The sequence below is a fragment of the Nonomuraea mangrovi genome (assembly GCF_042681425.1).
GTDB lineage: Bacteria > Actinomycetota > Actinomycetes > Streptosporangiales > Streptosporangiaceae > Nonomuraea > Nonomuraea mangrovi.
Genome location: NZ_JBHUFV010000012.1, coordinates 1 through 25,901 on the forward strand (window position 1 = coordinate 1; position 25,901 = coordinate 25,901).

The following is a 25,901-nucleotide window of genomic DNA, read 5'->3' on the forward strand; positions in this document are numbered from 1 at the left end:
ATTCACGGCTGCCACGCTTGTGAGCAGGTCAAACTCGTACACCACTTCCGTGGACGCAACCCGGTGCTGCGCGTGATGCGCCGCAGGTCACACCCAGCGCGGATGACACGGACACATCGTCGGGCCAGGATCGTGGCGCCACGCGGCGACGCCGCAAGGCCCGGGCCAAGGCTGCCGGGCTTGGCCGATCCCGAGGCGGGTTAAGCAGCAAAGTCCATGCCGCGGTCGACGCCGCCGGGCTGCCGCTGGCCTTCGTGCTCACGCCTGGACAGGCCGCCGACTGCCCGCGGTTCATCACCGTCCTGAACAAGATCCGCGTCCCCGGTCCGGTCGGTCGGCCGCGTACCCGCCCTACTGCGGTGGCCGCAGACAAGGCCTACTCCTCAAAGGCCAACCGTGCCCATCTGCGCCGGCGCCGGATCGCCGCGGTCATCCCGGAGAAGACTGATCAGCAGGCCAACCGGAAGAAGAAGGGTTCAGCCGGTGGGCGGCCCATCGGCTTCGATCCAGGATCGCTACCAGCAGCGCAACACTGTCGAGCGCTGTTTTCAGAAGATCAAGACCTGGCGTGGCCTGGCTACCCGTTACGACAAGGCCCCGGAGAGCTACGAGGCCGGACTCCACCTCCGTGGCTCGATCATGTGGTTGAAGCTCCTCACCTCAGCCACATGATCCGAACCCCGAACAGCCACAGGTCGTGGAGGACGGTGTCGGCGGGATCGCCGAAGAGCGGGCCGGGAGTGGCGAGCAGCTGGTCGACGGCCTCGGTACGGGTGGCGGCGCGGTGCACGACGGTACGCCCGTCGGGGGCGAGGGCCTGCCAACGGCGAGACCGCCCTGACCCCACGTGCCCTCCGCCGCTGGTCTGGACGAGGATGACGAGATCGGGCCGGGCTCTGGCGAGCTCCAGCGCGGGCCCGATCGGCACCCCCGTGCCGTCCGTGTCAGCGAATACCAGGATCAGTGGCGCCGGCTATCAGCCCCGCTGCGTGCACGCCGAGCTCATGGGCGCCATCGGCACCCAGGCCCAGTACGCCCGCATCCCCCTTGCGGACGGCACCCTGGTCGCCACACCCGCCACCCCGGATGAGGACCTGATCCCGTCCCTGCTGGCCGCCTCCGACGTGCTCGGGACCGGCTGGTTCGCCGCAGTGGCCGCCGAGGCCGGACCCGGCAAGACCGTCGCCGTCGTCGGTGACGGCGCGGTGGGCCTGCTCGGCGTGCTGGCGGCCCGTCAACTCAAGAACTGTTGCTTACCCAACTTGTCCATGGCGCGTCAGTCCAGTTCGGTCCAAGGCCCGGCCAGATGGCGATCCTTGGCGATCCACAGGAGGGGCTGAAGCTCGCCGGCCCACTCCGCCACGTCTTCGTCGCCGGGGAACCGGCCGTCCTTGTCTGGCCACACGACCTGCAGGACCTCCATCGGAGCATGCTGATAGAAGCTGGAGGCGGAGCCGAGCAGGATCGGGTGCCAGCTCGGATCGACCGTCTTGACGAGGACGGCATGGCCTTCCAACACGTCGTCACGCTGCTGCTCGGGGGCGGGGGCGCGCTCGGCCTCGCCGAGGATGTTGAGGCATTCGTGCATGAGGTCCAGGTCGAGCCCGCACATGATCAGATCGGGCGTGCCTCGCGTATGCCGCAGGCCGATGGTGAAGGCCCAGCCGGGGCCGTGTTCGTCCTCTGGGATCATCATGACGCTCCAGCCGTACCGCCGGACGTTTTCGACGCTGTCACGGTCGATGGCGTCAAGATCGGTGGCATCGGCGCAGATGAGACAGGGGCAGGAGGACACGGACGTGAAGGTATCCGATCCTCTCGGGTGCTCCGCGAGCGGGCTCGGCATCGGCCGAGTCGACGCTGCTGACGGAGGCTCGTCTCGGCATTCGACTCTCCGGGTTGCCGCCTGTCAACGGGGCGCATAATGATCCGCATGCTGTTCGGACGTGACGCTGAGAAGGCGAGGCTCGATCAGCTCCTGACGACAGGCGGCGCGCTCGTCCTGCGAGGCGAGCTGGGTATCGGGAAGACCGCGCTGCTTGACAGCGTCGAAGGGGACGTGCTGCGCGTCGCGGGCCACGAGGACGAGGCGGCGATGCCGTACGCCGCGCTGCACCTGCTGGCGAACAGGATGGAGGGCGAGCAGGCGAGCAGGCTGTTCGAGACGGCCGAGCCCGATCCGTTCCGCGCGGGTCTCGCCACGCTCGCGTTGCTGAGGCGGGCGAAGACGGTCTGCCTGATCGACGACGCGCACTGGCTCGACGATCAGTCCGCGCGGGCACTGGCCTTCGCCGCCCGCAGGTTGGAAGGCACCGCGATCGTGTTCGCGGCACTGGACGAGGGGTCGCCGCGACCGCGGCCGGAGGAGTCGCCCCGGCCAGGGCTGGAGGGATGGCCCCGATCGGGTGTGAAGGGGTTGCCGGGATCGAGCCTGGGAGGGGGGCCGGTGCCGCGGCTGGAGGGGCTGCCCGAGTTGCGTCTGGGACCGCTGTCCGACGAGGCGGCTGCCCAGGTGCTCGACGCCAGGTTCGGTGATCTGGCGCGGCAGGTGCGCGAACTGATCGTCGAGGAGGCCGGAGGCAACCCGCTGGCGCTGCGCGAGCTGTCCGACGCGCTCACCGCCGAGCAGCGGGTGGGCCGTTTCCTGCCGATGGAGTTGGACGCGGAGGCGCCGGCCGTGTTCGTCAGGCGGATCAGGGCGCTCGCCTCGCCCGCGCGCAGGGCTCTGCTCGTCGCCGCGAGCGACAGCACGGGTGACCTCGACGTGGTGTTGCGCGCGGCCGGCGCGGACCTCGCCGCGGTGGCTCCGGCGGAGCGAGCGGGGCTGATCAGGCTGTCGGGAAGGGCGATCGCGTTCGTCCACCCGCTGGGCAGGGCGGCCGCCAGGAGGGAGGCCACGGCGGCCGAGCGGGTGGAGGCGCATCTGGCGCTCGCCGAGTCGCTCGAAGGGTCTCGCGCCACCTGGCACAGGGCGGCCGCGGCGACCGGGCCCGACGAGAGCGTGGCCGCCGAGCTCGAAGCGGCGGCGAGCGAGGCCGCCGACCCGGTGAGCGCCTACGAGCGGGCCGCCGAACTGAGCGAGGACCCCGGCGACAGGACGCGCAGGTTGAAGGCGGCGGCGTTCGCTGCCACGGCGCTCGGCCAGGTGCGCAGGGGGACGGCTCTCGTCGACGGCGTGGCACGCCTGTCCGCCGATCCGAGCATGCTGGCCGACGTGACGAGGATGCGGGCGGTCGCCCTGTTCGAGAAGGGATCGCCGGGCGAGGCCGGCCGCCTGCTGATCGAGGGCGCCGTGCCCGTCGTCGACAGCGCTCCAGAGCAGGCGGCGATCATGGCGCTGCAGGCCGTGAGATACGGCTCGCACGCCGGCGACACGGCGCTGGCGCAGGAGGCGGCCGTGCTGCTCAGGTCGCTGCGGCTGCCGGAGGTCTCCGCGCTCGTGCCGTTCGTCAGCGGGATGGCGGGGTTGGCGGACTTCCTGGCGGGCGGCCCACCGACGAGTCTGGCGTCCCTGCGGGGCCTGGCCGCCGCCGATGGCCCTGCCCCGCAGCGGCTGACCGCCGCGTCCCTCGCCTTGATCATGGGAGATGGTGTCCTGGCCGAGCGGCAGATCGAGGGGCTGGAAGGCGTGTACGCGCTCGAGGTGCGCGCGCATGCCAAGCTCTTCGTCGGGAAGCACGCCGAGGCCGCGAGAGAGGCGGCCGAAGGACTGCGCATGGCCCACGAGCTGGGTCACGACCGCAGGGTGGCTCATCTAAAAGGGCTCTCCGCGCTGCTGGCGGCCATGGAGGGCGACGAGAAGCGGTGCAGGGGCCTGGCCGAGGAAGCGATCGCCGGCGGCGTCGCGACGACCGCCTCGCTGGGCCACTGGGCGCTCGGCGTGCTGGAGCTCGCCCTTGACCGCTACGAGACCGCGTTCGGCCACCTGAGCGCGATCGACCACCCCGTCGTCGCGCTCCACGCCGCGCCTGACCTCATCGAGGCCTCGGTCCGTTCAGGTGCGGCCGAGGCCGCGGGCCCTCTGTTGGAGAGGTTCGCCCAATGGGCGGAGGTGACGGCGCGGCCGTGGGCGTCCGCGGTTACCGACAGGTGCATGGCCATGCTCGTCACGGAGCTCGACGCCCGGCCCGATTCCGGCGAGGAGCTCTTCGTCCAGGCCCTGCGCGAGCACGAGAAGGACGGCAACCTCTACCACCACGCCAGGACCCACCTCGCCTACGGCGAGTGGCTGCGCAGGGCGAAGCGCAGGGGGGAGGCGCGCGAGCAGCTCAGGAGCGCGCTGGCCGCCTTCCACGAGCTGGGCACCCGCCCGTGGGCGGACCGCGCACGGGCGGAACTGGCGGCCACCGGCGACCCCGCGCTCCCGCCTCTCGACGTGCTCGACCTGACACCCCAGGAGGCCCAGGTCGTACGGCTGGCCGCGCAGGGCCTGAGCAACAGGGAGATCGCCGCCCGCCTGCGTCTCAGCCCCCGCACGGTCGGCTCGCACCTCTACCGCGCCTATCCCAAATTAGGTGTCTCCTCACGCGGTCAACTCAGGGAGATTACTCAATCAGTCGGCACGGATGACTGATGCGGTCATCCCATGGGCCTACTACGGTGCTGCGGATCAGTGCTTTCGAAGGGAAACAACGCGTGCGTAAGCCAGTCAAGGCTCTTCTTGTGTCCGCCACTCTGTTTGCCGGTGTGATCGTCGCCAGCCCGGCGTCCGCCGCGGCCGCCCCGTACTCCCCCGAAGCCGCCTGTGCGGAGACCGCGGGATACGGCGGCTGGACCAACGCGACCGACGGTCGCAGGACGCTGAAGACGCCGTTCGGCGACACGTTCGGCTACGTCCAGCTGATGTGGAACGGCAGCCGCGGCACCAACTGCGTCGCCACCATCAAGACGGCGTTCGCCGGCACGGCGACCACCACCAACGCGACGCTCAGCATTAAGCACGGGCGCACGTACACGGACACGAAGAGCTACAAGTACTACGCCGCCGTCGTCGCCAAGGCGGCGGGTCAGTGCGTGAAGTACTCGGGCTACACCTTCGACACCCGCCAGGACGCCACCTCCGCGCACGGCGGCCGTGGCAGCTACAGCAACTGCGGCTAGCGCCTCGCCGTGTTGAGATGGGCCAGCACGGCCAGCACTCTCCTGTTGTCGTCGTCGGAGGGGGCCAGGTCGAGTTTGGCGAAGATGGACGCCGTGTGCTTGCCCACGGCGCTCTCGCTCAGGTAAAGCCGCTGGGCGATGGCCGCGTTCGACCGGCCCTCGGCCATCGCCCCAGCACCTCCCGCTCGCGCGGTGTGAGCTTGCCGAGCGGCTCGCGCCGCAGGCCCAAGCCTCTGCCGCGGCGGCCGCCGCCACACCGCGGGAGGCCATGCCGAGCATGCCCGACTCCACGTCCCAGAAGTGGGCGGTGAACGCCTCGCCGGGAGCCAGGAGCAGGCTGGCCTCGGAGAGCTGTCCGAGGCCCAGCAGGCGTTCGCGGCCCTGGTGACGCTGTGGGGAGCCGTCTTTGGTTTCAGGTGTTGTCGGGGTTGGCGAGGTCGTCGCGGGCGATGACAACGCGGGTGGCCTTGCCGGCCTTACTGGCGGTGGTGGTCGGCGGTAGGGCCCGGACGTGGATGAAGTACACCCGGATGCCGACGAGTTCGGCGTACGGCGGCCAGGCGTCGGGGGTGCCGTCGGTGGGGAAGTCGAGGAGCTTGTCGGTGAGGTTGTAGATAACGAGGTAAGCGGTGTGCTGCCCGTAGTCGTGGGCGTATTTGATGATCTGGTGCATGCCCTTGATGAGGTAGGACTTGCCTCGCCCATCGCCGTCGAAGATCTTTCCGTCGCAGATCAAGGGCTCGCCGCCGTCGAGGTCTCCAATCAGGTCCGCTTCGCCTGAGGCTGATCGTGGCTTGGCGTGCGTGATGTGATCGCCTTCGAGGAACAGGAACCGCTGAAGGTCGAGGTTGTAGATCTCCTCGCCGTTGCGGGTGTCAGCCGTGTACCGCGCGTGCACTTCTTCGCGATCGAACCACTCGATGCGGGTCCGATAGCGCTGCAAGGTGTGCAGGATGCTGCTCTCTGCGCCGACGCGTTCGCTGAGGAAGTCGAATAGCGGCTGCAGGATGTCCTCGGTGAACTCCCGCCAACTGTCCTGAAGGTTGGACTTGCTGCTGTAGTCCATGGCGGTCCGGAACCCCACCTGAGGATCGCGCTCGTCCTCCATCGCGATGTCCTGTAGCAGTTCCCAGACGAGGGTGGCACGTCCTTCCTCGGTCCTGCTTGTCCAGACGAACGGCTCGTCGCGGGCCAAACCTGCGCGGAAACGTTCTCGGTCCAGGCTGGATTCGGCTCTAGCCGCTTCCTGCAGCAGGCCTCTGAGAGCCGGTTGGCCTGTGATCCAGGCGACCGTGAGATGTACCTCGTGGCCAGCACTAGTGAAGGGCGCACTCATGAGTCGGCGAAGTCGTTCGCGTACGGCCACCTGCAGCTGCTGTTGGTACTTCATCGGATGAGGCCTTTCAGAGCTTGTGCGATCTCCTGGTCGACGACCTCGCCTGCGTTATGAGCGCTGCCGGTGTCGTCGACCAGTCGAATCTGGATGAAGCAGCGGGGACAAGTGACGGTGGCCTGAGCCGCAACTTCTGAGTACCTGATCCACATCGGGTAACCGCACTGATTGCAGGAAACCTCGAGATCTGCTCTAAGGAGCTGCGTCGCGAGGGATTCACCCATGACGGCATTCTTCCGTAGGGGTCTGACATCGAGTACCTGATCTCAGCAGAGAGAAGTGGGACGCGCCCAGTGCTGGTCTTCACGCCCTGGTAGCTGGGTCGGCCCCTGCTCACGCGTTGTCGTGGCATGGGCCAGCGTCTAGCGAGCTGCTGGCTAACCTGCTGGCCGAGCTGGGCCTGGTGGATGAGCTCCGTGCTCGTGCCGACGCCGGAGACAGAGCGTCCGCCGGGCGGTTGGCCGATCTGCTTGCCCAGCAGGAGCGAGAGGAGGGACGCGGACCGGCCGACCCCGCCAAGCGCCGCCGCGTGCGTTACTGCGGGGCCTCAGTGACGTGGGTCCGGACCCTCGGTGACGCCCCAGGTCTCCGCGAGTCGGCCGTTGTCAATGCGGAAGATCTCGATGAGCATGGGTCGGACGTCGCTGCCCGGGGCCGCCATCCCCTCAACGGATGAGCGGATGGCCACCTTGTCTCCGTCGATCAAGATGTCGTCGGCGACAACGCGCATGGCCGGGAACTGGGCAACGACCTGGACCCAGGCCTCCTTGCCCGCTTCGAACCCGGTGGCGCCAAGCGGATGGTTAAGGAAGTCGGGGGTGAACAGATCGGCGGCCTGGTCGAACTGCCGGGTGTTGAAGCATTCCTGCATCCGCAGCACCAGGGCGCTGGCTTCCTCGCGTGTGGTCACTGAAGGGACCTCCTCGTGTTCGGTGGGGCCTGCCTCATGGTGAAACGACGCAACCTCACAAACGGGGCTTCGCCCCGCTTGAATTCGAGCAGCATACGGGGCGACGCCCCGGTTAAGCTAGGAGGTGAGATGTCCCGTAGAACGCCTAAACACACTCCAGCCGAGCCGCCGACGGCTCCCGTGAACGACCGGGAGCTACGGGCCGACGCGCGCCGCAATCGTGAGCAGGTACTTCGGACGGCGCAGCAGTTGTTCGCCTCACAAGGCCTCGGCATCTCGCTCGACGAGATCGCCCGCCGCGCGGGTGTTGGTCCAGGCACCGTCCACCGGCACTTCTCCACAAAGGAAGCGCTTTACCTCGCCGTCGCGATCGACCAGATCAGGCAGTTGGTCGCTGAGGGAGAGGCACTCACCGGTACCGACGATCCAGCCGCCCTGTTCACGCTGCTGTCCCGGATGATGGCCTCGGGCGCGGAGAACGCAGCGGTGAAGAGCGCCCTCACGGCCGCCGAGTTCGACCTGCGCAACGCCGCTCCGGACGCCGCTGCCGACCTCACGCACCAGGTCGCACGCCTGCTCGATCGCGCCCATCGCGCCGACGTCGTACGCCACGACGTGACAGCCGACGAGGTGATGGCAATCGTCGCCGGCACCTTCGCCGCGATCCGACACGCCGACGCGGACACCAGCCGCGAACGCTCCGCACACATCGCCCAGATCATCCTCGACGGACTACGGCCCCAAGTCCGGGGTTGAGAGCCGTTATCGATGAGAACGATCTTGCTAGGGCGCCGAAGGGGCAGCAGCGGGATGCGGGTGAGATAGCTGCTGGTCAGCGTCCGACGAGTGCCGCGTAGGCGGTGGAGCGGCCGATTTTGAGAGTGCGGGCGGCTTCGGTGACCGAGATGCCGTCGTCGACCAGGCGGCGTAGTGTGGCCAGCTCGGCGGGGCCGATGACGCGCGGCCGACCGGTCTTCTTCTTGCCGGGCAGCATGGCACCGGTGGCTTCGCGGCGCTTGGCGGCGGCGATACCCTCGGCCTGGCGCGCGGCTCGCAGCTCCAGCTCGTATTCCGCGGCTGCGGCCAGGACCGCGAACATGAAACGGCCCTCCTTGGTACCCAGATCAAAGTTCTCGGTCAGCGACACCACGGTGATGCCGCGGTCGCGCAGCTCGTTGACCGTGGTCAGCACGTGCCCCGCTGAGCGGCCCCACCGGTCGGACTTCCAGAACTTCAGCGTGTCGCCCGCCTTGGGCAGCGCCAGGAGCGCCTCCCATGCCGGTCGCGCGACACCGCGCTTGCCGGATTCCTTTTCCATGACCAGTTCGTCGTAGCCGCTGGCCGCCAGGGCGTCGAGCTGGAGCTGCGGGTTCTGATCCCGCGTCGAGACTCGTGCGTACGCCCAGACGGTCATCAGCCACCCTTTCGGCGGTGTCCAGAAACGTCTACCTTTCTGGACACTCTAGTGACCAGGTGTGATGTCGTCCAGAATCCTCTATCCAGAAAGTCAGTGCGGCAGGGTTCCGCCTCCACGGGCATGTTTCTAGATGCTCGGGACCGGTGGGCATGGACTTGGCTTCAGCGGTTCAGCGGCTTAATCAGGCAGGGCTGTGATGGCGCTCATGACCGGGTGGCGGAGACTACAGGCATGCGCAGTGTCGCCGCTGTCGCGACGAGCAGGGCCACGAGCAGTGCGATCGCCATGAAGACCTGCCCGTGCAGTCCGAGGACGAAGACAGTCCGGTCGGTGAACTCCGGGTCGTAGGTGGCGGTGCCGGGGAACAGGAGCGCACCGATCATGCCGAGCCACGGGGTGGCCAGGATGGCGGCGGCGTGCAGCAGCCTGTGCCGGCCTGGCCGTAGCGCGAGGGCAAGGCCGGCGAGGCCGAGGAGCACGGTCATCACCATGTATTGGGCGTCGTGGAACTTGGCGTGGGGCGGCCAGGCCGGGTTGAATGCGTGCTGTGCCGCCAGGTCGGGGATGGCCAGGTCGGCGAGCACGGCACCCACCGTCGTGATCGCTGCGACGGCAATGATCAGGATTCGTGGGAGAAGCATCAGATCGTCCAGGTGTAGGCGGGGGTGAGTGAGCGGGCGAAGAGCATGTTGGGCAGGAGGGGAAGAACCGCGTCCCGCAGGGTGGTCATCGGCGTGGAGATCCAGTGCGCGGCGGCTCCGGCCTGGCGGGAACGGCGGACGATCAGCTGGGTGCGTGGCCTGCGGTCGCGGTCGTAGGCCTCCAGCCCCGCGCATACGCCGAGGGTGTCCACCGCGTGCGCGAGCGTGACCGCGTCCTCGAGCGCCTGGCAGGCGCCCTGCCCCAGGTTGGGGGTCATGGCGTGGGCCGCGTCGCCGAGAACGGCCACATTCCCGGAGACGTACGTGGGCAGCATCGGCAGCTCGTGGGTGTCATGTTGCAGCACCGCCTCCTCGTGCGCGGAGCCGAGCAGCGCGGGGATGGGCTGGCGCCAGCGTGCGAAGCGTTCACGCAGCTCATCCAGGCCGACGTGGGAGTCGGCCGGAGCGTTGGCCATCACGTAGCAGTAGATGCGGCCGTCGGGCATCGGCACGTGCCCGAACCGTTCGCCCCTGCCCCACGTTTCCACGCTTCCCTCGACGGGCTGAGGTGGAGCGATGAGACGCCAGGTGGTGTAGCCGACGTAGCGCGGCCCGGGAAGATGGGGCCAGAGGGAGCGCCGCGTCACGCTGTGCACGCCGTCGGCGCCCACCACGAGATCGGCGGTGGAGGCGCCGCCGCCGTGGTGGACCGTGCCGTCGGGCTGAACGTGCTGGACGTCGATGCCGGGCCGCAGAGCCTCGGGCGGCACGGCTGCTCTCAGCAGGTCGACCAGGGCGGCTCTGTGCACGGTCACCCACGAGCCGAAACGGCGTTTCAGGTCCTCGACGTCGTTGCGGACCAGCCAGTCACCGCGCCTGCTGCGGATGCCTGCCGGCGGGTCGGCCAGCCCACCGGCGCGCAGGCTCGCCCAGGCCGACCGCGTCCAGCGCGCGCAGACCGTTGGGCTGGATGGTCAGTCCCGCGCCCACCTCGGTGAACTCAGCAGCACGTTCGAGGACTTCCACCTGCCAGCCTCGCCGATGGAAGGCGGCGGCTGCGGCGAGCCCGCCGATGCCGCCTCCCACGATGATCACTTTAATGTTCAGGTCTCCTTGACGGTCAGTGCAGGCCCCGCTTGCCCGGGGCCCAGAACGGCTTGGTTTTGATCGAGGCCCGTGGCCAGTTGCGCTCGCGCACCAGGAAGTCGCGCACCAGCTGGCAGGTTCTGGCCTCGCCTGCCACGTAGGCGGCTCCGGCGTTGCCCGGCAGGTCGAGTTCGGCCACGGCCGCGAGCAGCACCGGGGAGGCGACGGCGGGGGCGCCGTGGCGGTGGACGCGGCGCAGCGGCGGCGTCCCGGGCATGGGCAGGTCGTGCTCGGGGGTCTCGCTCTCCAGGACGCCGTACACCTCGGCCGAGGCTCCCAACGCTCTGATCATCGGTCCGAAGGCGGCGCTGGCGGTCTCCTCTCCGATGAACACGTGGTAGTCGGCCTCGAGGGTGAAGAAGTCACCTTGCGGCCACCAGAAGGTCACCCGATTCCCGGGCCGTGCCGCCCGCGCCCACTTCAGTCCGATGCCGTCGCCCGCGTACAGGTGGACGCGCAGTTCGATCGCCTTTCTACCGGGATCGAGGTCCCAGATCGTGTAGGTGCGCAGCGTCTCGGCCGGGCGCAGGATGCCCGACACCGACAGCGGGTCCTTCAGCTGGATCCTGACGTGCTGGCCGGGGGTGTAGGGGAAGGCGACGGGCTGGCCGGTTTCCAGCCGGATCCGGCGCATGGCGGGGTTGACCTGCTCGGCCACGGTGACGGTCGCCTCCATGGCGTACCTGCCGAACAAGCGGTCGCGCATCGTACGGGCCATGTCAGGAGTCCTTGCGCCGCCGGAGGTGGGCGGATCTGGACATCCGCCACCACACGGCCGTAACCAGCACCACCACCGTGAGAAGGATCCACCACACAGGTCCCATTCCCGCTCCTTACAAGCTCTAGATTATTTAGAGCCATTAAGGAAACATAGATGCCCTAAGATGTCAACGGCGCCAAAGAACGACACGAGGGGTGATGATGTCCGCACACACCAGCAGGCGGGAAAGGCTGCGCCAGGCCACCCTGGAGGAGATTCACGCGGCCGCGCGCAGGCTGCTGGTCGAGCAGGGATCGACCGCGGTGACCATCAACGCGGTCGCCCGGCAGGTCGGCATGAGCGGCCCGGCTCTTTACCACTACTACGCCGGCCACGACGAGCTGGTCGGCGCGGTGACCGCGGACTTCTTCCGCGAGTTGGCCGCCGTCATGGAGCAGGCCCGCGACGCCTGCGCCGACGCGCCGATCGGCGACCGCCTGCTGGCCGTCTGCCGGGCCATGCGCGCCTGGGCCATCGCCCATCCCGCCGAGTTCGGCTGGATCTTCGCCAGCCCCATCGCACCGCCGAACCGGCGGCCGGACTCGGTGCGCCACCAGGCCGCCCTGCGGTTCGAGCAGGTCCTGCTCGACCTGACGGTCGAGCTGTGGCGGACACGGCCGTTCCCGGTGCCCGACCTGGCCGACCTGCCCGTCTCCCTGCGTGAGCAGCTGACCGCCTACTCCGCCGCCATCGATGAGCGACTGCCGCCCGAGGCCGCCCACGTCTTCCTGTCGTGCTGGATCAGGCTGTACGGCCTGCTGTGCATGGAAGTCCTGCACCAACTGGACTTCGCCTACACCGACCTGGAGCCCGTCTTCGGAGAGTGCCTGCGCGACCTGGCGGTCGCCCTCGGCATCGACGACGACGCAGCGGCATGACCCCGACACCGTCGGGAGAGATACGTAACTGCGGGGCTTTGGACGCCGTCCTCGTCCACGACCACCGAAGACGCATCCTGGGGTAGCACCGCCGCTCGGAGCGGCCGCAGGCCCTCGGTCGGGGTCTTGCCGTCGGGAGAGCTGACGTTCAACCTGAACACCTCGCACTGATCGGCTCCGTTGAGCAGGAACTGGAACTGCGCGCGACCGCTGCGATCGGTGCCGCTGATCCAGAACCCTGGCCCCTCCAGCCCGCGCGCTCGTACCTCCACCAGGTCCAGCACGTGGAGGATCGATCCGTCCCGGCCGATCAGCCGCACCTTCAAGTCCGGGCGTTCCGGATCGGCCTCGGCGACCACGATGAAGGCGAGTTGCCCGGCGTCTGCTGACGCTGACACGCCCGTCAGTCCGGACAGCCTGTTCACGGTGCCGGAGACGCCTTCGAACGTCAGGGATGCCTATGGGGTAGCGGCCGTTCTCACGGTGGCAGCCCGCGTGCAGCCGGGATGCCGGTCAAGGACGCGGCCGGGCGCGGCGAAGTCCGAGGGTGACCACGATTGCGGCGGCTGCGACGATTGCGGCGATGACCTGGTAGCCGGCGGCCATGGCTGCGGTGAAGGCATCGACCGCCTGGGCGTGGGCTGCCGGCCCGAGCCGGTGGGCTGCGTCGAATGCCTGAGAGGCCGAGCCCGAGTGCTGCTTCAGGGATGCCGGCAGAGCGCTGGCGAAGTGGCTGGAGGCGACGGTGCCCACGATCGCGACGCCGAGGGCGGAGCCGATCTCGCGGGCGGCGCTGTTCAGGCCGGAGCCCATGCCGGCGCGGGCGGGCGGGAGCGAGGCCATGATCCCCGCGGACAGGCTCGGAACGCTCAGGCCCATGCCGGCCGACACCGACAGTAGCGCCAGGCCATAGAGCGGGTAAGTGGTCGCGGCGGTCACAAAGGACAGTGCCGTTAGGCCTGCGGCGACCAGGGCGAGGCCCCCTGTCACGATGAGGCGTTCCCCGGTCCGGCGGGCGAGCGCGATGCTGCGGCGGCTGGTGAGGATCATGCCGATGGGCAGCGGCAGGATCGCTAGGCCGGTGACCAGCGGGGAGTACCCCATGACGTACTGGAGGAACTGTGCGTTGACGAAGAACAGCGCGAACAGGCCGAGGAAGATCGCCGCCACGCCGATCGTGCCCGTGCGCAGGCGGGCGATCGAGAAGATCCGCGGGTCCAGCACCGGGTGCTCGGTGCGCAGGGTGTGCGCGATCAGGACGGCGAACAGCAGCGCGGCGGCGGCGAACGAGCCCAGGACGAGAGCGGAGCTCCAGCCGCGGTGCGGGCCTTCGACGATGCCGATCAGCAGGGCGAGGACAGCGGCGGTCAACAGCGCCGTGCCGGCCAGGTCGAGGCTCGCAGGGTGCCGCTCGCCGCGCGGCGCGACCCAGGCTGTTACGGCCGCGAGTGCCAACGCCAGGAAGCTGATGATCAGGAACAGTCCCTGCCAGGGCAGCCACTGCAGAACCAGACCACCGCCCACGGTGCCCAGGGCACCGGCGGCGCCGGTCGCCCCAGTCCAGATGGCGACCGCGTGCGGCTTACGCTCGGGTGGGGTGACCTGCAACAGCAGCGAGAGGGTGGCCGGCATCACCAGGGCGGCGCCGAGCCCGGTCACCACGCGTGCGACCAGCAGGACTATCACGTCCGGCGCTGCGGCCGAGGCCAGGCAGCCGACGGCGAAGATGCCGAGGCCGGCCAGCAGGACGCCCTTGCGCCCGACACGGTCGCCGAATGCTCCGGCGGGGATGAGCAGGCACCCGAACACCACGATGTAGGCGTCGACGATCCACAGCAATTGGGTGGAATCCGGGTGCAGGGCGCTGCCGGACAGTTGCGGCAGCGCCAGGTTGATCGCGGCGACCATGGCCACGACCACGATCACGCACGACGACATCAGGGGCGGCATCCCCCGCGACGCTGTACGAGCGGCATCGGAAACAGACATGGCAAGCACTCCTTCATAGGGCAGGCACAGCGGGGATCAAGGCGCGGATCAAGGCGCGGCGCATCGGGCGGCCCGCCTCGCGGGACGCCGTGGAAGCGGTAGGTGTGGGGGTGTTCGTCGCGGAACCGCACAGTTGAGGCGGTTGAGGTCGTGGGTAGCGCGGTCGGTCAGGCTGGGCCCGAGGTGGCGCGGGCGGGCTGCGGGACCACGGAGTCGGCGCTAGAGGCCGGGCACGCCGTGGCCGGGGACGGTGCGGGTCACGCCCCTTCGATCGCCGCCGACGAAACCGGGCTTGCGGCGGCGACGTCCTCGTGCACCAGGTCGGCGTTGATAGCGATCGCCGCCGCGGACCCGGCTCCCGCCGAGATGATCACCTGGGCGCGCGGGTCGACCGCGTTACCGGCTGCCCAGACGCCGACAGCCGTGGTCCGGCCGGTGGCGTCGACCACGGGGAAACCTGCGGCATCCACCGCACAGTCCAGGCCGGCCAGCAAGTCGCCGGGGTGCGGGGTGTTGCCGGGCCGGATGAACACCGCGCTGCGCGCGACCACACGGCCGTCGGCAAGTTCCACGCCGGCCAGCCGGTCGTCCTCCACGACCAGCCGCGCGACCTCGCCCGGTACGACGGGGATACCGACCGCTTCCAGCCGGGTGCGCTCGGCGTCGGCCAGCGCGCCGGTATGCGCGAAGTAGACCACGTCGTGGGACCATTGCCGCACCAGCAGCGCGTGCTCGACCGAGCCGGGCCGGGTGCCCAGGACGCCCAGGGGCTGGTCGCGTACCTCCCAGCCGTGGCAGTACGGGCAGTGCAGCAGGTCCCGGCCCCAGCGCTCACGCACACCGGGGATGTCGGGCAACTCGTCGCGGACCCCGGTGGCGACCAGGATCCGCCGCGCCTTGAGCACGCGGCCGTCGCTCAGGCGGACGGAGAAGCCGGTGTCGATCCCCGCCACGCGCCCGCCGATCAGGTCGACGCCGTAGCCGGCGACCTCGGCGCGCCCTGCGGCCAGCAGCTCATCCGGCGCCATCCCGTCCCGGGACAGGAACCCCTGCATACGGGCGGCCGGTGCGTTGCGCGGCTCGCCGGCGTCGACCACGGCGATGCGTCGGCGCGCCCGGCCCAGCACCAAGGCCGCGCTCAATCCGGCCGCTCCCGCGCCGACCACGACCACGTCGTAAATCTGGGACTGCATAGCCCATCACCTCCGCTGCGGAGTGTGCGCCTGGCTGCGCCGTATCGACAACCAAAGTTGCTGTTTCGGAGAACCGGTGCTGGACTTGCGATATGGAGCAGACATCAGCCATCGCCTCAGCTCTCGCTCAGATCGGCCCGCGCCTGAGGCAGGTACGCACCCAGCGCGGCACCACGCTGGAGCAGTTGTCGGCCGCGACCGGGATCTCCAGGAGCACCCTGTCGCGGCTGGAGGCCGGACAGCGCAAGCCGAACCTGGAACTGCTGCTGCCGATCGCGCAGACGCTCCGGGTGCCCGTAGACGAGCTGATCGGTGCGCCCGAGGTCGGCGATCCGCGGGTCCGTCTCACCCCGCGCAAGCGCAACGGGCGCATCCTCATCCCGCTCACCCGGCAGCCCGGCGGCCTGCAGGCGTGGAAGGCGATCATCCCGCCCGAGCAGAACGAACCCGAACTGCGCACGCATGAGGGCTACGAGTGGCTCTACGTGCTGTCCGGGCGTATGCGCCTGATCCTGGCCGACCATGACATCGTCATGAGCTCCGGCGAGGTCGCCGAGTTCGAGACCCGCCTGCCACACTGGTTCGGGCCCGCGGACGGACGCCCGGTGGAGATCCTGAGCCTGTTCGGCACGCAGGGCGAACGCATCCACGTACGCGCGGCACCACGCAAAGCCGATAACAGGTGAATCCCTGCTCCAGCTGAGCTGGCGCCCGACGATGATGCGCGGAGAAGGGCAAACAGCTGTTGCGCAGCGGCGCTCCCGGTCACCGGCGCCGAGCTGGACGCCTGTGGCTGCCGCCCCGGCTGCGACTGCTGCCACTGACCGCTTCAGCCGGCGAGGTCAAGAACAGTGAAGTCGACCTCTTTCAGCTCAGGGTTGAACACTTCGGGCCCCACCCCCATCTCGTCGGTGGCATACGCGCCGAACCGGCGGATGTGGGCGCGCAGGTAGGGCGAGATCGCGCTGAGCTCTTCGGCGGTGATGGGCCAGCCCTCGGCCACCAGGGTGCGCACCACGTCCATCAGGTCCAGGGCGTTGTGGAAGATGACCAGGTCGGCCAGCAGGGTGTTGAGTTCCCCAGTACTACGGGGACCCCACCTCGACATCGAGGGTGTGCCCGACCCGACCCATCCGGCCTGACGAACGGCCCGGTGTCAGCGGCTTCACCGCTCAGAAATCCTCCGCCACGTCGTCTGTTCTGGTGTCCCCTCGCCACCCGCGGAAGGATTGACGACCATGACCGACGCCAGAATGCTAGGCGACGACGAGGCCGCGTTCATCGCGGCGGCCCGCTCAAATGACGCAGCACGGTTCGCGCTCATCACGGAGCGCTACCGGCGTGAGCTGCAGGTGCACTGCTACCGGATGCTCGCGAACTACGAGGACGCCCAGGACATGACGCAGGAGACGTTCCTGCGGGCGTGGAGCAAGCGGGAGTCGTTCAAGGGCCACGCTGCGCTGCGGACCTGGCTGTACCGGATTGCGACGAACGCCTGCCTCGACTTCCTGGACAAGCGCAACGATCGCATACCCGTGCCTGCCGAGGGCTCGGAAGTGCACTACTTGCAGCCCTACCCGGACCGGATGCTCCCGGAGGACCCGCAGGAATCGGTGGTGGCGCGGGAGACGATCGAGCTGGCGTTCATCGTCGCCGTCCAGCACCTGCCGCCGCGGCAGCGGGCGGTGTTCATCGTACGCGACGTCCTCGGCTGGCCGGCGTCGAAGGCCGCCAACGCCCTCGAGCTGACGGTCGCATCGGTGACCAGCGCACTGCAGCGGGCGCGCGTGACGATGCGCGAGCAGCTGCCCGACCGCCGCCTCGACTGGCGGAGCCAAGCCACGCACGAGCTGTCGGATGACGAGCGCGGCGTGGTGAAGTCGTACATCGACGCCCATGAGCGCAACGACCTCGACGGGCTGATGGCCCTGCTGCGCGACGACCTGCGCTTCGCGATGCTGCCCGACCCGGGCACCTTGATCGTCACGGCGGAGGACGCGGTGGATGGCTGGGTCTCCAGTGGGCTCTTCCAGCACGGCTACGACGACTGGCGCTGCATCGCCACGACGGTCAACCGCATGCCTGCCGCCGCGCTGTACCTCCGCACCCCCGACGACCCGGAATACCGTTTGTTCACCATCGCGGTCCTGCACATCGTCGAAGGGACGATCGCCGAGCTCACCGGATTCGACGCCACCGACAAACCATGGCTGGGCCTGCCCGCGACGCTGTGATCAGGCAAGTCCCCATCGTCGACGAGTCCAGCGCACGGGCCGGCGTTACCGAAGTCACCGCGGAGTGAGCACCCCGACCAGCTGAACACCAACGCGGCAACGCGAACACCACCGCCCCGCCGGCGTTGCCGGCGGGGCATCTTCATGCCCGAAGAACATCGTCACGATCAACGACGCCGTCGTCCTCATCTTCAGTGAGTCGGTCAACAACTCACTCGGAACGCAAGGAAGCGCCGGGAGAAGGTTCCCTCATCGCCGCGTCTCGTATCGGGTCAGCATCACGCCGCCGGGAAATGTCCGCGTCTCGACCAGGTTCAGGTTCACCCAGCTGTCCAGCGCGGTGAAGAACGGCGTGCCGCCGCCCACCAGGACCGGCACGGTGACCAGCGCGTACTCGTCGATCAGCCCGGCCCGCATGGCCGCCCCGGCGAGCGTCGCGCCGCCGATGTCCATCGGGCCGCCGTCCTCGGCCTTGAGCCGGGCGATCTCGGCGACCGCGTCGCCGGTGACCAGGCGGGTGTTCCAGTCGACCTTGTCGATCGTCGATGAGAACACCACCTTCGGCATGTCCCGCCAGAGGCGCGCGAACGCGATCTCCGCCGGGGTGGCGTTGGGCCGCTGGTCGCCGGTCGGCCAGTGGGAGCTCATCGTCTCCCACAGCTTGCGCCCGTACAGCGACAGATCGCTCGCCCGCATCTGGTCATACCACCACTGGAACAGCTCGGCGCTCGGCGATGAGTCCGGCCCCTCTCCCCCACTCCAGCCGAGGTCGTCGCCGGTCGCGGCGATGTAGCCGTCCAGGGTCACGTTCATGCCGAAGATCAGTTTCCGCATCCTGCCAGCCTCCTGTGAGTCGATCTCACACGTACAGACGGGCGCGGCGCGGAAACCTCATCGGTGCGCGATCTGCGTCCGCAGGTAGTCCTCGCGTTCCTGACTCAGCACCCGGCGTACTCGGCGGGCTCGAGCACCACCGACCGGATCTCGATTTCACCCTCGCGAACGCCTGGTCACACAGCTCACAGCGCCGGGCCCTCTCACCGCGCTGGAGATCGCCAAGCGTTCCCGACGCTGGGCATCTCGCTCGGCGACCAGCGACCGCAAGATCCGCAAGTACCTACCTCTCTACCAGCGCCGACGCAGCTAAGCGTTGTCTGCGCCTGCTGCTGAAGGGCCAGTAGGGTCCCAGCACCTTGCGTGGGGCCGCTACTGGATCACCGCGTACGGCGGCCGCCCTGAAGCCCGTCTCCGCCTCAACCGAGCATGCGGAGAAGCTCGGCCTCCTCTGCTGCCGTGAGGCCCGAGCGGGTCACCGTGTGGCCGGACTCGCGCTGCCATGCGAGCGTGTCGCGGGCCGTGTCGGCGACCGGGCGGACGGGCAGGCCGGCGGCCAGCGCGGCGGAGGTGTCGCGAGCCATGAAGCCCGCGTACTCCGGCAACGGCAGCCACATCGGCAGCGACCGGGGCCCCATCCACGGCTCCACCTTCTGCTCGACGAGGAAGTCCTGACCGGCCCAGACCAGCTCCGGTTCCACCCCCAGGCCCTCGGCGATCTCCGCCAGCAGCCTGCCCCTGCCGAAGGGCATGGAGATCGCGTCGTACGGCCCGGCGAGCCCCTTCTCCGCCGAGTCGAGCGTCCAGGCGGCCAGATCGCGCACGTCGACGAGCTGGACGAGGTCATCGGGCGACCCAGGGGCCAGCACGGGCCCGCCGCGCGCCAGCCGGTCGACCCAGTAGGTGAACCGGTCGGACTGGTCGTCCGGGCCCACGATCAGCCCGGCACGCACGAGCAGCGCCCCGCCACCGACGATCCGCTCGCACGCCACCTTGGCCGGCCCGTAGTTCTCGGGGTCGAACTCGTCGGCATCGGCGGCCAGCGGCTCGTGCGTGACCTGGTTGGCCTCACCGGTGTCGGAGTAGACGCTGCACGACGACACGAACGTCCAGTGGCCGGCACGACCCCGGAGCTCCGCGACGGCCCGCCGTACCTGGCTCGGCTGCCTGGCGACGTCGATGACGAGGTCGAACGACCCTTCCACCGGCGCCAGCCCGCCGTCCTCGCTCCGGTCGACCCGGACGAACTCGACATCCGGCGGCGGATCGCCGGCGACCCCGCGCGCCGCGCACACCACCTCGTGCCCGCGTTCGCGCGCCTGCCGCGCGATCTCCCTGGACAGGAACTTCGTACCACCTAGAACAAGTGTCCGCATGTCCCCATCCTGACGCACCTGCCCCGAGCGAAGGCCGGCTCTTCACTCCCAGCGCAAAGCACCGCCATCGAAGCCCAGCGCCCTGCATGGGCCCGTGTGCGTGGCCGGACGTCAGGCTTCCGGCCGGCTGGCGATGATCTTGCGGATGAGGTCGGTGAGCTGCTCCCGCTCCTCCCCCGACAGCGGAGCGAACCACTCGCCTTCGCGCCGGTTCTGCTCCTCGAAGGCGGCGCTCACCGCTCGCCTGCCCGCCTCGGTGAGCGCGACCAGCACCGCACGGCGATCATCGGGTACGGCCTGCCGCTCGACCAGCCCCGCCGCCTCGAGGGTGTTGACGGCGTTGGACACCGCCGACCTCGTCATTGCCGAGAAGCCGGCCAGGTCGCTCACCCGCGACGGCCCCAGCAGCCAGAGCTTGAACATGAGCCGGAAGCCGGGCAGCGTCCACCCCTTCGGCCGGTGGATGCGCGATTCGAGATCCGCCACGAGTACGTACGACAGGTGCAGAAGGTTGTAGGCGAGCCCGAAGGTCGAGGTGTCGACGTCGTCGACGGGGAGCTTGGGCACGAGATCCCGCGCATGGCGTTCGTACCAGACGTCCAGCCGTTCCATCCGGCGATTCTCCCAACCTCTTGCCTCTTCCGATACTTGTGCCCACAATAGTTTTGGCCAAACCAATTTTCGGGAGTTGCTCATGCGGATCCTCATCATCGGCGGGGGCATCGGTGGCCTCACGGCAGCGCTGAGCCTGCGTGCCGCCGGGTTCACCGAGATCACCGTGGCCGAGTCCGTCGCCGAGATCCGTCCTCTGGGAGTGGGCATCAACCTGCTCCCGCACGCCGTACGGGAGCTGACCGAACTGGGGCTCGCGCGGCACCTCGACGAGCGGGCCAGAGCCACGGCCGAGCTCGCCTACCACAACCGCTTCGGATCCCTGATCTGGAGCGAGCCGCGCGGGCTGGCCGCCGGATACCGGTGGCCGCAGTACTCGATCCACCGCGGCGAGCTGCAGATGCTGCTGCTGCGCGAGGTCGAGGCGAGCGGCGTGAGAGTGCTCACCGGACGCGAGCTGACCAGCTTCGGCACGTCCGAGGCGGAGTTCGCGGACGGCTCGACGCTGGCGTTCGACCTGCTCGTCGGAGCGGACGGCATCCGGTCGACCGTACGAGGGCGCCTCTACCCGGACGAAGGGCCGCCGCCGTGGAACGGGCTCGTCCTGTGGCGCGGCACCACCCACGCCGCGCCGTTCCTCACCGGACGGTCGATGATCATGGCTGGCGACGGAGAGCGGAAGTTCGTCGCCTATCCCATCAAGGACGGCGATCCGCCGCTGATCAACTGGATCGCCGAGAGGCCCGTCGCCGGGCAGGCGGCCGATCGGGGTGACTGGAACAGGCGGGTCCCGGCGGAGGAGGTCCTGTCGCACTTCGCCGAGTGGCGGTTCGACTGGCTGGACGTACCAGGACTCATCGCCGGCGCCTCAGCGATCTACGAGTATCCGATGGTGGATCGCGACCCCCTGCCGCGGTGGACCCACGGCAGGGTCACGCTCCTGGGCGACGCGGCGCACGCGATGTACCCCGTCGGATCGAACGGGGCGTCCCAGGCCATCCTCGACGCCCGGGTACTGGCCTTCCACCTGGCCGGAACCGACGACATCGACCAGGCCCTCGCGGCCTACGAACACGATCGGCGCCCGCCCACCACCGCGCTCTGCCTCGCCAACCGCGAACTGGGCCCCGAGATCGTCATGAAGCTCGCCCACGAGCGGGCCCCCGACGGCTTCACCGACATCGAGCGGATCCTCCCCCGGGCCGAACTCGCGGCGATCGCCGCCGGGTACAAGCGCAAGGCGGGCTTCGATCCCGAACTTCTCAACCAGCGCCCTTCCTACACATGTTCGACGAACCGGTAGAGCCCGGCCTGGAGCTGCTGGCCCGATTCCGGGTCGAGCTGGCGGCGGTCAAGGAGATGGGCCAGACGCCGTGGGGGCGCAGGCGCGTGATCGACGTCCTGGGCGGATCGTTCGATGGCCCCGGCATGACCGGAACCGTCCTGGCCGGCGGGGCGGACTGGCAGGTGGTCCACCCTGACGGCAGCGCGACCATCGATGCGCGCTACACCCTGCGCACGCATGACGACGCCCTGGTCTGCATCCAGACCCAGGGGGTACGGCACGGCCCGCCCGAGGTGATCGCAGCGCTCGGACGCGGAGAGCCCGTCGACCCGGCCGACTACTATTTCCGGCTCGCGGTCAGGTTCGAGACGGCCGCGCCCGGTTACCTGTGGCTCAACCACACCCTCGCCGTCGCCTCCGGCATGCGGACGGACACGGCCGTCCTCTACGACGCCTACGCACTGCGCTGACAGGAGACCCCGTGACGCCCATCCATGCTCGCGTCGACATCGTTCACCGGTACCTGCGCGCCCTCGACGCCGGCGACACCGGAGAGATCGTGACGTTGTTCCATCCCGCAGGCGAGGTCATCTCACCCTTCCTCGGGCGCGTGCCCACGACCGGCTTCTTCGCCAAGCTCGCCGAGTCGTCCCTGCGCAGCGACATCACGGTGCACGACGTGCTGCCCAGCCTCACCGAGCCCCGCGTCGCGGCCTACTTCCACTACGGGTGGACCCTGCGGGACGGCTCGGTCGTCGAGTTCGACTGTTGCGACATCTTCGACTTCGCGCCGCAACCCGACGACGGCACGCCACCACAGATAGCGACAATGACGATCATCTATGACACCGCCCCCGTCCGGGCCGCGGTCGGGGACAAGTACGCCTAACGGGGTGACCGCAACCTTCACCGGCTCTGGACCGTCGTGGACGGCCTCCTGGCCCCCCTTTCCTGGGAGACGTTCCGTCGGCGGGCGTGTGGGAGGGAAATCGCTCCAGCGGGCCGGACTCCCATGTGTACGTTGTGATGGCCGGCCAGGACTCCTGGGACGACCGTAGCGAGGATGGCGTCGAGGCCGCCCAGGAGGAGATCGACGCCGCCCTCCAGGAACCGGTGACCACCCTGACAACGCGCTGGGGCGACCCCGGTGTGATCGATCCATGACCCTACCTGGAGAACGGGGGCCCAGCGCCCGCGCCGCTCGGCGAGCTTTGCCAGCTCAGCGGCACGATGCTCGTCTGCCCGCAAGCGAACGTCGGCCGATGGGTTGCGCTCGCCGTCGGTCAAGCTGATCCGGAGTTCCCCATCCTGCTGCTCGCGGCGGTTGGCGAGACGCCGCTCCACTGACTTCCGATGAACGTTCGTGGTCATCCCACTGGGTGATCGGCGAGGCCAGGCTGCCGGACGACGACCGACGCCGGAACCCGGCTGACCCTCCGCTGGCCGTACGGACGGCGCACGCAGGGCTCGACCACCCTGACGCACGCTCCGAGCCGCCGCCGCGCAGGCCGTCCTGGCAGCCGGTTGCCACGACCATGCCTGGAGCGGAAGCGGGCGCAGGTACAGGTACGCGTGGCGACTGCGGGCAGGTTCGTCAGGGACGCACCTGGAAAGGAGGTCGGCCTCATGTTCGAGGCGTTCGAGGAGTTCGACATCTCCACGCGGGGCACGGCGATTCACGGACGCCGGGGCGGCAGCGGCCCGCCGCTCCTGTTGCTGCACGGCATCCCCGAAACCCACCTGATGTGGCACCGGGTGGCGCCACGGCTCGCCGAGCGCTTCACCGTCGTCGCCACCGACCTTCGGGGCTTCGGCGACAGCGGCAAACCACCCAGCACGCCCGACCACGCGCCGTACAGTATGCGCGAGATCGCTCGCGACCAGGTCGAGGTCATGAACGCGCTGGGGTTCGACCGGTTTGTCGTGATCGGGCACGATCGTGGGGCACGCTGCGCGTACCGGATGGCGCTGGATCACCCCGACGCCGTCACGCGTCTCGCGGTCCTGGACATCGTCCCCACCGGTGACGCGCTCAGCCGGGCGAACATGGACTTCAGCCTCGGATTCTGGGTCTGGTCCTTCCTCGCCGCGCCGGAGCCGGTGCCCGAGCAGTTGATCACCCGCGCGCCCGCCGTCATCGTCAATCACATGCTCGACACGTGGTCCGAGGTCCCGGACGCCTTCCCGGAAGAACTGCGCGCCGCGTACATCGCCCCGTTCGGCGACCTCGACACCGTCCACGCCATCTGCGAGTCATACCGCGCGGCGGCCACGCTCGACTACCTGCACGACGAAGCCGACCGCGGACTGCGACGGATCACCTGCCCGACCCTTGCCCTGTGGAGCCATGCCGGTCCCGTCGCCGCCTGGTACCGGCCACTGGGGGTGTGGCGAGCCTGGTGCGACGAGGTCCGCGGCGGGCCGATCCCGGCCGGGCACTTCCTCCCGGAAGAGGCCCCCGACCAGACGACACGTCACCTCCTCGACTTCCTCGCCTAGAGCCTGTCTCAAAGGCGGGTAGCGCCCGTCCGACCCAGGCGACGGCGAGCGGCGACACGCTCATCGCACCGCAGCACGAGCTCCAACATCGCACCGCGAGCCCGACCAGGCACTGCGGCACGAACTCCAGATCGCACCGCGAACCCGACCAGGCGCTGCGCGCTCGAGCTCCCACCAACCCACATCACCCGGTCGGCCGGGCGCCGCCCTCCGCCGTACCGAGGCATCGGGCGGCGAGCTTTCGTGGACGACAGGGCTCGCAGAGAGGTGGCCAGAGCTCTAGTACCCCGTGCGCAGCGGGATCAGCGCCACGGTCCCGGTCAGGATCCTGTGGTCGGAGCAGACCTTTCCGCCGCAGGTGCGCGGTGACGGCTTGGCGTCACCGGAGGAGGCCGCCGCGTCGTACTCGCTCTCGTGGGTGAAGATCATGTCGATCTTCGTTCCGGTACGGCACGGGCCACCCCCGTCGACTTTCTCGACGGTGGTCTCGCCGTACCCGGGACAGGCGGCCGGATCGGCATCGTCGACCTCACGGTAGTGGCCGGTGTTGCCGTCGTTGTTCGGGGTGTTCACCTGGGCCGAGTAGAAGCGGTTCATGCGGCCGAAGTCGGGGGCGGCGTTGAAGTCGCCCGCGATGATGACCCGATCCCCGTTGTCCCGGTAGGTGTCGAGCTGACCGAAGATCGCCGTCAGCTGTGGAAGGCGGAACGCGTCCACGAACGTGGAGTGCGTGGTGCAGAAACGAAGGTGCGGATCCTCTTTCAGCGGCGCGCACAGGAGCTTGCGCACCTCGTTGCCGTCATCGGGGAGTGTGAAGCGGTCGGCGCTACCCAGCGGCTTCTTGCTGAACAGTCCGATGCCGTAGGCCTTGCCCTGGCAGGGCCCGCCAGGCCGGCCGGGGATCGTGGCCTCGAAACGGGCGAAGTTCGCCTTGTCGGCAGGCCAGTTCGCGTTGCGCAGCGACGCGATCAGCGCGTCGAACTGCTGCTGGCACAGCTCGTTGAGCGAGGCGAAGGTGGCCCCGTTCTCCTGGATCGAGCGGGTGACAGCGGGCACGAGGCCGTCCGTCGTGGAGCCCTTGTGCATCGTGTTGCCCGCGACGTTCCAGTGCCAGACCCGGAAGGAGGCCACCGCGGCCTGCGCCGGCGAGGTGGACACCACGGAGACCGACAGCGTGATCGCCGCCAGGATCGCTAACAGTCTTCTCATTCCATCCCCGTCACACCAGATGATCAACTGAATGAGGGAATCATGCCAGTTGTCCCCGCAGGGCGAGGCAAGGCCACAGCGGATTCGCTACCCACGCGCTTCGATGTGTCCGGCGGGAGAGCGGCTCCCGGCCGGGCGTTCAGTCGTCTCCGTCCGGCCCGCGTACCACTGACACGACACGTTGCGCCGGAGCCGGGCGCGTACGTGCTCCAGCGATACGCCCCGGCCGTTCAGCTCGCCGCGGCCCGAGAGGAACCAAGGAACCCCATGTCCACACGACGCGACCTGGGTCGGCGACCTACGGATTATGAGTAGCCTTGATCAATGCCGTCTGATGCTGCGCCGTGCCGCATTCTGTCGCCCTGACCGTGATTGCCCCTGCCGACGTGCCGGGCTGTGACGATGCCTGACGCCCCGTACCGCAT

At 69.2% G+C, this 25,901-nt stretch carries 26 protein-coding genes and 4 pseudogenes; 13 read left to right on the forward strand and 17 right to left on the reverse strand.

All coding sequences use genetic code 11. The features are described from left to right. Positions 1–65: 65 nt before the first annotated feature. Positions 66–672 (forward strand): annotated as a pseudogene (locus tag ACFSKW_RS06925) (IS5 family transposase); the annotation flags it as partial. Here the strand turns inward: ACFSKW_RS06925 and ACFSKW_RS06930 are convergent. Further along, the gene (locus ACFSKW_RS06930; RefSeq protein ID WP_379570354.1) at positions 656–928 is read right to left on the reverse strand and encodes a hypothetical protein; all 273 of its coding nucleotides are present in this window, start codon (positions 926–928) and stop codon (positions 656–658) included. The pseudogene ACFSKW_RS06925 and the gene ACFSKW_RS06930 sit on opposite strands and share 17 nt — an antisense overlap. 16 nt (positions 929–944) lie before the next feature. Between ACFSKW_RS06930 and ACFSKW_RS06935 the strand changes: the two are divergent. Further along, positions 945–1,241 (forward strand): annotated as a pseudogene (locus ACFSKW_RS06935) (IMP dehydrogenase); the annotation flags it as partial. A gap of 35 nt (positions 1,242–1,276) precedes the next feature. On the opposite strand, the gene ACFSKW_RS06940 reads toward ACFSKW_RS06935, so the two are convergent. Beyond that, positions 1,277–1,846, reverse strand: a complete 570-nt coding sequence (locus ACFSKW_RS06940) for a DUF4262 domain-containing protein (RefSeq protein WP_379570356.1) — start codon at positions 1,844–1,846, stop codon at positions 1,277–1,279. Between the two features lie 87 nt (positions 1,847–1,933). Here ACFSKW_RS06940 and ACFSKW_RS06945 point away from each other — a divergent pair, with 87 nt between their 5' ends. Then, the gene (locus ACFSKW_RS06945) at positions 1,934–4,573 is read left to right on the forward strand and encodes a LuxR C-terminal-related transcriptional regulator (protein ID WP_379570358.1); all 2,640 of its coding nucleotides are present in this window, start codon (positions 1,934–1,936) and stop codon (positions 4,571–4,573) included. An 89-nt stretch (positions 4,574–4,662) separates the two neighbouring features. Next, a complete protein-coding gene (locus ACFSKW_RS06950) occupies positions 4,663–5,100 on the forward strand; it encodes a hypothetical protein (protein ID WP_379570360.1) in 438 nt (145 codons plus the stop codon). On the opposite strand, the pseudogene ACFSKW_RS06955 reads toward ACFSKW_RS06950, so the two are convergent. The 3 genes and pseudogenes from ACFSKW_RS06955 to ACFSKW_RS06965 form a co-directional block, all read right to left on the reverse strand. Further along, positions 5,097–5,320: pseudogene (locus tag ACFSKW_RS06955) on the reverse strand (response regulator transcription factor); the annotation flags it as partial. The gene ACFSKW_RS06950 and the pseudogene ACFSKW_RS06955 sit on opposite strands and share 4 nt — an antisense overlap. A 192-nt stretch (positions 5,321–5,512) precedes the next feature. Beyond that, on the reverse strand, positions 5,513–6,490 hold the full coding sequence (locus ACFSKW_RS06960; RefSeq protein ID WP_379570362.1) for a hypothetical protein: 978 nt from the start codon (positions 6,488–6,490) through the stop codon (positions 5,513–5,515). A gap of 550 nt (positions 6,491–7,040) precedes the next feature. Continuing rightward, the gene (locus ACFSKW_RS06965; RefSeq protein ID WP_379570364.1) at positions 7,041–7,403 is read right to left on the reverse strand and encodes an ester cyclase; all 363 of its coding nucleotides are present in this window, start codon (positions 7,401–7,403) and stop codon (positions 7,041–7,043) included. Between the two features lie 180 nt (positions 7,404–7,583). On the opposite strand from ACFSKW_RS06965, the gene ACFSKW_RS06970 reads away from it, so the two are divergent. Then, on the forward strand, positions 7,584–8,159 hold the full coding sequence (locus ACFSKW_RS06970) for a TetR/AcrR family transcriptional regulator (protein ID WP_379570366.1): 576 nt from the start codon (positions 7,584–7,586) through the stop codon (positions 8,157–8,159). A 76-nt stretch (positions 8,160–8,235) separates the two neighbouring features. Here ACFSKW_RS06970 and ACFSKW_RS06975 read toward each other — a convergent pair whose 3' ends face one another. From ACFSKW_RS06975 to ACFSKW_RS06995, 5 genes are all read right to left on the reverse strand, one after another. Then, a complete protein-coding gene (locus tag ACFSKW_RS06975; RefSeq protein WP_379570368.1) occupies positions 8,236–8,817 on the reverse strand; it encodes a recombinase family protein in 582 nt (193 codons plus the stop codon). A gap of 206 nt (positions 8,818–9,023) precedes the next feature. Then, positions 9,024–9,461 (reverse strand): DUF6640 family protein, encoded by a 438-nt coding sequence (locus ACFSKW_RS06980; protein WP_379570370.1) that lies wholly within the window; start codon positions 9,459–9,461, stop codon positions 9,024–9,026. Beyond that, positions 9,461–10,276, reverse strand: a complete 816-nt coding sequence (locus ACFSKW_RS06985) for an FAD-dependent monooxygenase (protein WP_379570372.1) — start codon at positions 10,274–10,276, stop codon at positions 9,461–9,463. Before ACFSKW_RS06985 ends, ACFSKW_RS06980 begins: the two co-directional genes overlap by 1 nt. Before the next feature lie 52 nt (positions 10,277–10,328). Next, positions 10,329–10,556, reverse strand: coding sequence for an FAD-dependent monooxygenase (locus ACFSKW_RS06990; RefSeq protein WP_379570374.1), 228 nt, complete (start codon positions 10,554–10,556; stop codon positions 10,329–10,331). A gap of 25 nt (positions 10,557–10,581) precedes the next feature. Then, positions 10,582–11,325, reverse strand: a complete 744-nt coding sequence (locus ACFSKW_RS06995; RefSeq protein ID WP_379570376.1) for a siderophore-interacting protein — start codon at positions 11,323–11,325, stop codon at positions 10,582–10,584. 200 nt (positions 11,326–11,525) lie between these two features. Between ACFSKW_RS06995 and ACFSKW_RS07000 the strand changes: the two genes are divergently transcribed. Continuing rightward, positions 11,526–12,245, forward strand: coding sequence for a TetR/AcrR family transcriptional regulator (locus tag ACFSKW_RS07000; RefSeq protein WP_379570378.1), 720 nt, complete (start codon positions 11,526–11,528; stop codon positions 12,243–12,245). Positions 12,246–12,758: 513 nt separating this feature from the next. Here the strand turns inward: ACFSKW_RS07000 and ACFSKW_RS07005 are convergent. Beyond that, positions 12,759–14,234, reverse strand: coding sequence for an MFS transporter (locus ACFSKW_RS07005; protein ID WP_379570380.1), 1,476 nt, complete (start codon positions 14,232–14,234; stop codon positions 12,759–12,761). A 257-nt stretch (positions 14,235–14,491) separates the two neighbouring features. Then, complete coding sequence (locus ACFSKW_RS07010) at positions 14,492–15,427, reverse strand: NAD(P)/FAD-dependent oxidoreductase (protein ID WP_379570382.1); 936 nt, start codon at positions 15,425–15,427, stop codon at positions 14,492–14,494. Positions 15,428–15,519: 92 nt separating this feature from the next. Between ACFSKW_RS07010 and ACFSKW_RS07015 the strand changes: the two genes are divergently transcribed. Next, positions 15,520–16,113 carry a helix-turn-helix domain-containing protein gene (locus tag ACFSKW_RS07015; RefSeq protein ID WP_379570384.1) on the forward strand — a complete coding sequence of 198 codons (594 nt, stop codon included), beginning with the start codon at positions 15,520–15,522 and terminating at the stop codon, positions 16,111–16,113. A 143-nt stretch (positions 16,114–16,256) separates the two neighbouring features. Here ACFSKW_RS07015 and ACFSKW_RS07020 read toward each other — a convergent pair. Continuing rightward, positions 16,257–16,505, reverse strand: a pseudogene (locus ACFSKW_RS07020) (Tn3 family transposase); the annotation flags it as partial. A 160-nt stretch (positions 16,506–16,665) separates the two neighbouring features. On the opposite strand from ACFSKW_RS07020, the gene ACFSKW_RS07025 reads away from it, so the two are divergent. Next, positions 16,666–17,661 (forward strand): RNA polymerase subunit sigma-70, encoded by a 996-nt coding sequence (locus tag ACFSKW_RS07025; protein ID WP_379570388.1) that lies wholly within the window; start codon positions 16,666–16,668, stop codon positions 17,659–17,661. 249 nt (positions 17,662–17,910) lie between these two features. Here the strand turns inward: ACFSKW_RS07025 and ACFSKW_RS07030 are convergent, their stop codons facing one another. The 3 genes from ACFSKW_RS07030 to ACFSKW_RS07040 all read right to left on the reverse strand — a co-directional run bounded on the left by ACFSKW_RS07030 (position 17,911) and on the right by ACFSKW_RS07040 (position 20,483). Beyond that, positions 17,911–18,495 (reverse strand): dihydrofolate reductase family protein, encoded by a 585-nt coding sequence (locus tag ACFSKW_RS07030; protein WP_379570389.1) that lies wholly within the window; start codon positions 18,493–18,495, stop codon positions 17,911–17,913. A gap of 419 nt (positions 18,496–18,914) precedes the next feature. Beyond that, entirely contained in the window at positions 18,915–19,871 is a 957-nt protein-coding gene (locus ACFSKW_RS07035) for a Rossmann-fold NAD(P)-binding domain-containing protein (protein WP_379570391.1), read from the reverse strand. A 111-nt stretch (positions 19,872–19,982) separates the two neighbouring features. Continuing rightward, entirely contained in the window at positions 19,983–20,483 is a 501-nt protein-coding gene (locus ACFSKW_RS07040; protein ID WP_379570393.1) for a MarR family winged helix-turn-helix transcriptional regulator, read from the reverse strand. A gap of 82 nt (positions 20,484–20,565) precedes the next feature. On the opposite strand from ACFSKW_RS07040, the gene ACFSKW_RS07045 reads away from it, so the two are divergent. The 5 genes from ACFSKW_RS07045 to ACFSKW_RS07065 all read left to right on the forward strand — a co-directional run bounded on the left by ACFSKW_RS07045 (position 20,566) and on the right by ACFSKW_RS07065 (position 24,267). Beyond that, a complete protein-coding gene (locus ACFSKW_RS07045) occupies positions 20,566–21,786 on the forward strand; it encodes a flavin-dependent oxidoreductase (protein WP_379570395.1) in 1,221 nt (406 codons plus the stop codon). After that, positions 21,768–22,238 carry a DUF3237 domain-containing protein gene (locus tag ACFSKW_RS07050; protein ID WP_379570397.1) on the forward strand — a complete coding sequence of 157 codons (471 nt, stop codon included), beginning with the start codon at positions 21,768–21,770 and terminating at the stop codon, positions 22,236–22,238. The genes ACFSKW_RS07045 and ACFSKW_RS07050 overlap by 19 nt, the downstream gene beginning before the upstream one ends. An 11-nt stretch (positions 22,239–22,249) precedes the next feature. Then, positions 22,250–22,657 carry a nuclear transport factor 2 family protein gene (locus ACFSKW_RS07055; RefSeq protein ID WP_379570399.1) on the forward strand — a complete coding sequence of 136 codons (408 nt, stop codon included), beginning with the start codon at positions 22,250–22,252 and terminating at the stop codon, positions 22,655–22,657. A gap of 125 nt (positions 22,658–22,782) precedes the next feature. Then, positions 22,783–22,932 carry a hypothetical protein gene (locus ACFSKW_RS07060; protein WP_379570401.1) on the forward strand — a complete coding sequence of 50 codons (150 nt, stop codon included), beginning with the start codon at positions 22,783–22,785 and terminating at the stop codon, positions 22,930–22,932. A 462-nt stretch (positions 22,933–23,394) separates the two neighbouring features. Beyond that, on the forward strand, positions 23,395–24,267 hold the full coding sequence (locus ACFSKW_RS07065; RefSeq protein WP_379570403.1) for an alpha/beta fold hydrolase: 873 nt from the start codon (positions 23,395–23,397) through the stop codon (positions 24,265–24,267). A 279-nt stretch (positions 24,268–24,546) separates the two neighbouring features. On the opposite strand, the gene ACFSKW_RS07070 is transcribed toward ACFSKW_RS07065, so the two are convergent. Then, complete coding sequence (locus ACFSKW_RS07070; protein ID WP_379570405.1) at positions 24,547–25,476, reverse strand: endonuclease/exonuclease/phosphatase family protein; 930 nt, start codon at positions 25,474–25,476, stop codon at positions 24,547–24,549. Positions 25,477–25,901 lie beyond the last annotated feature (425 nt).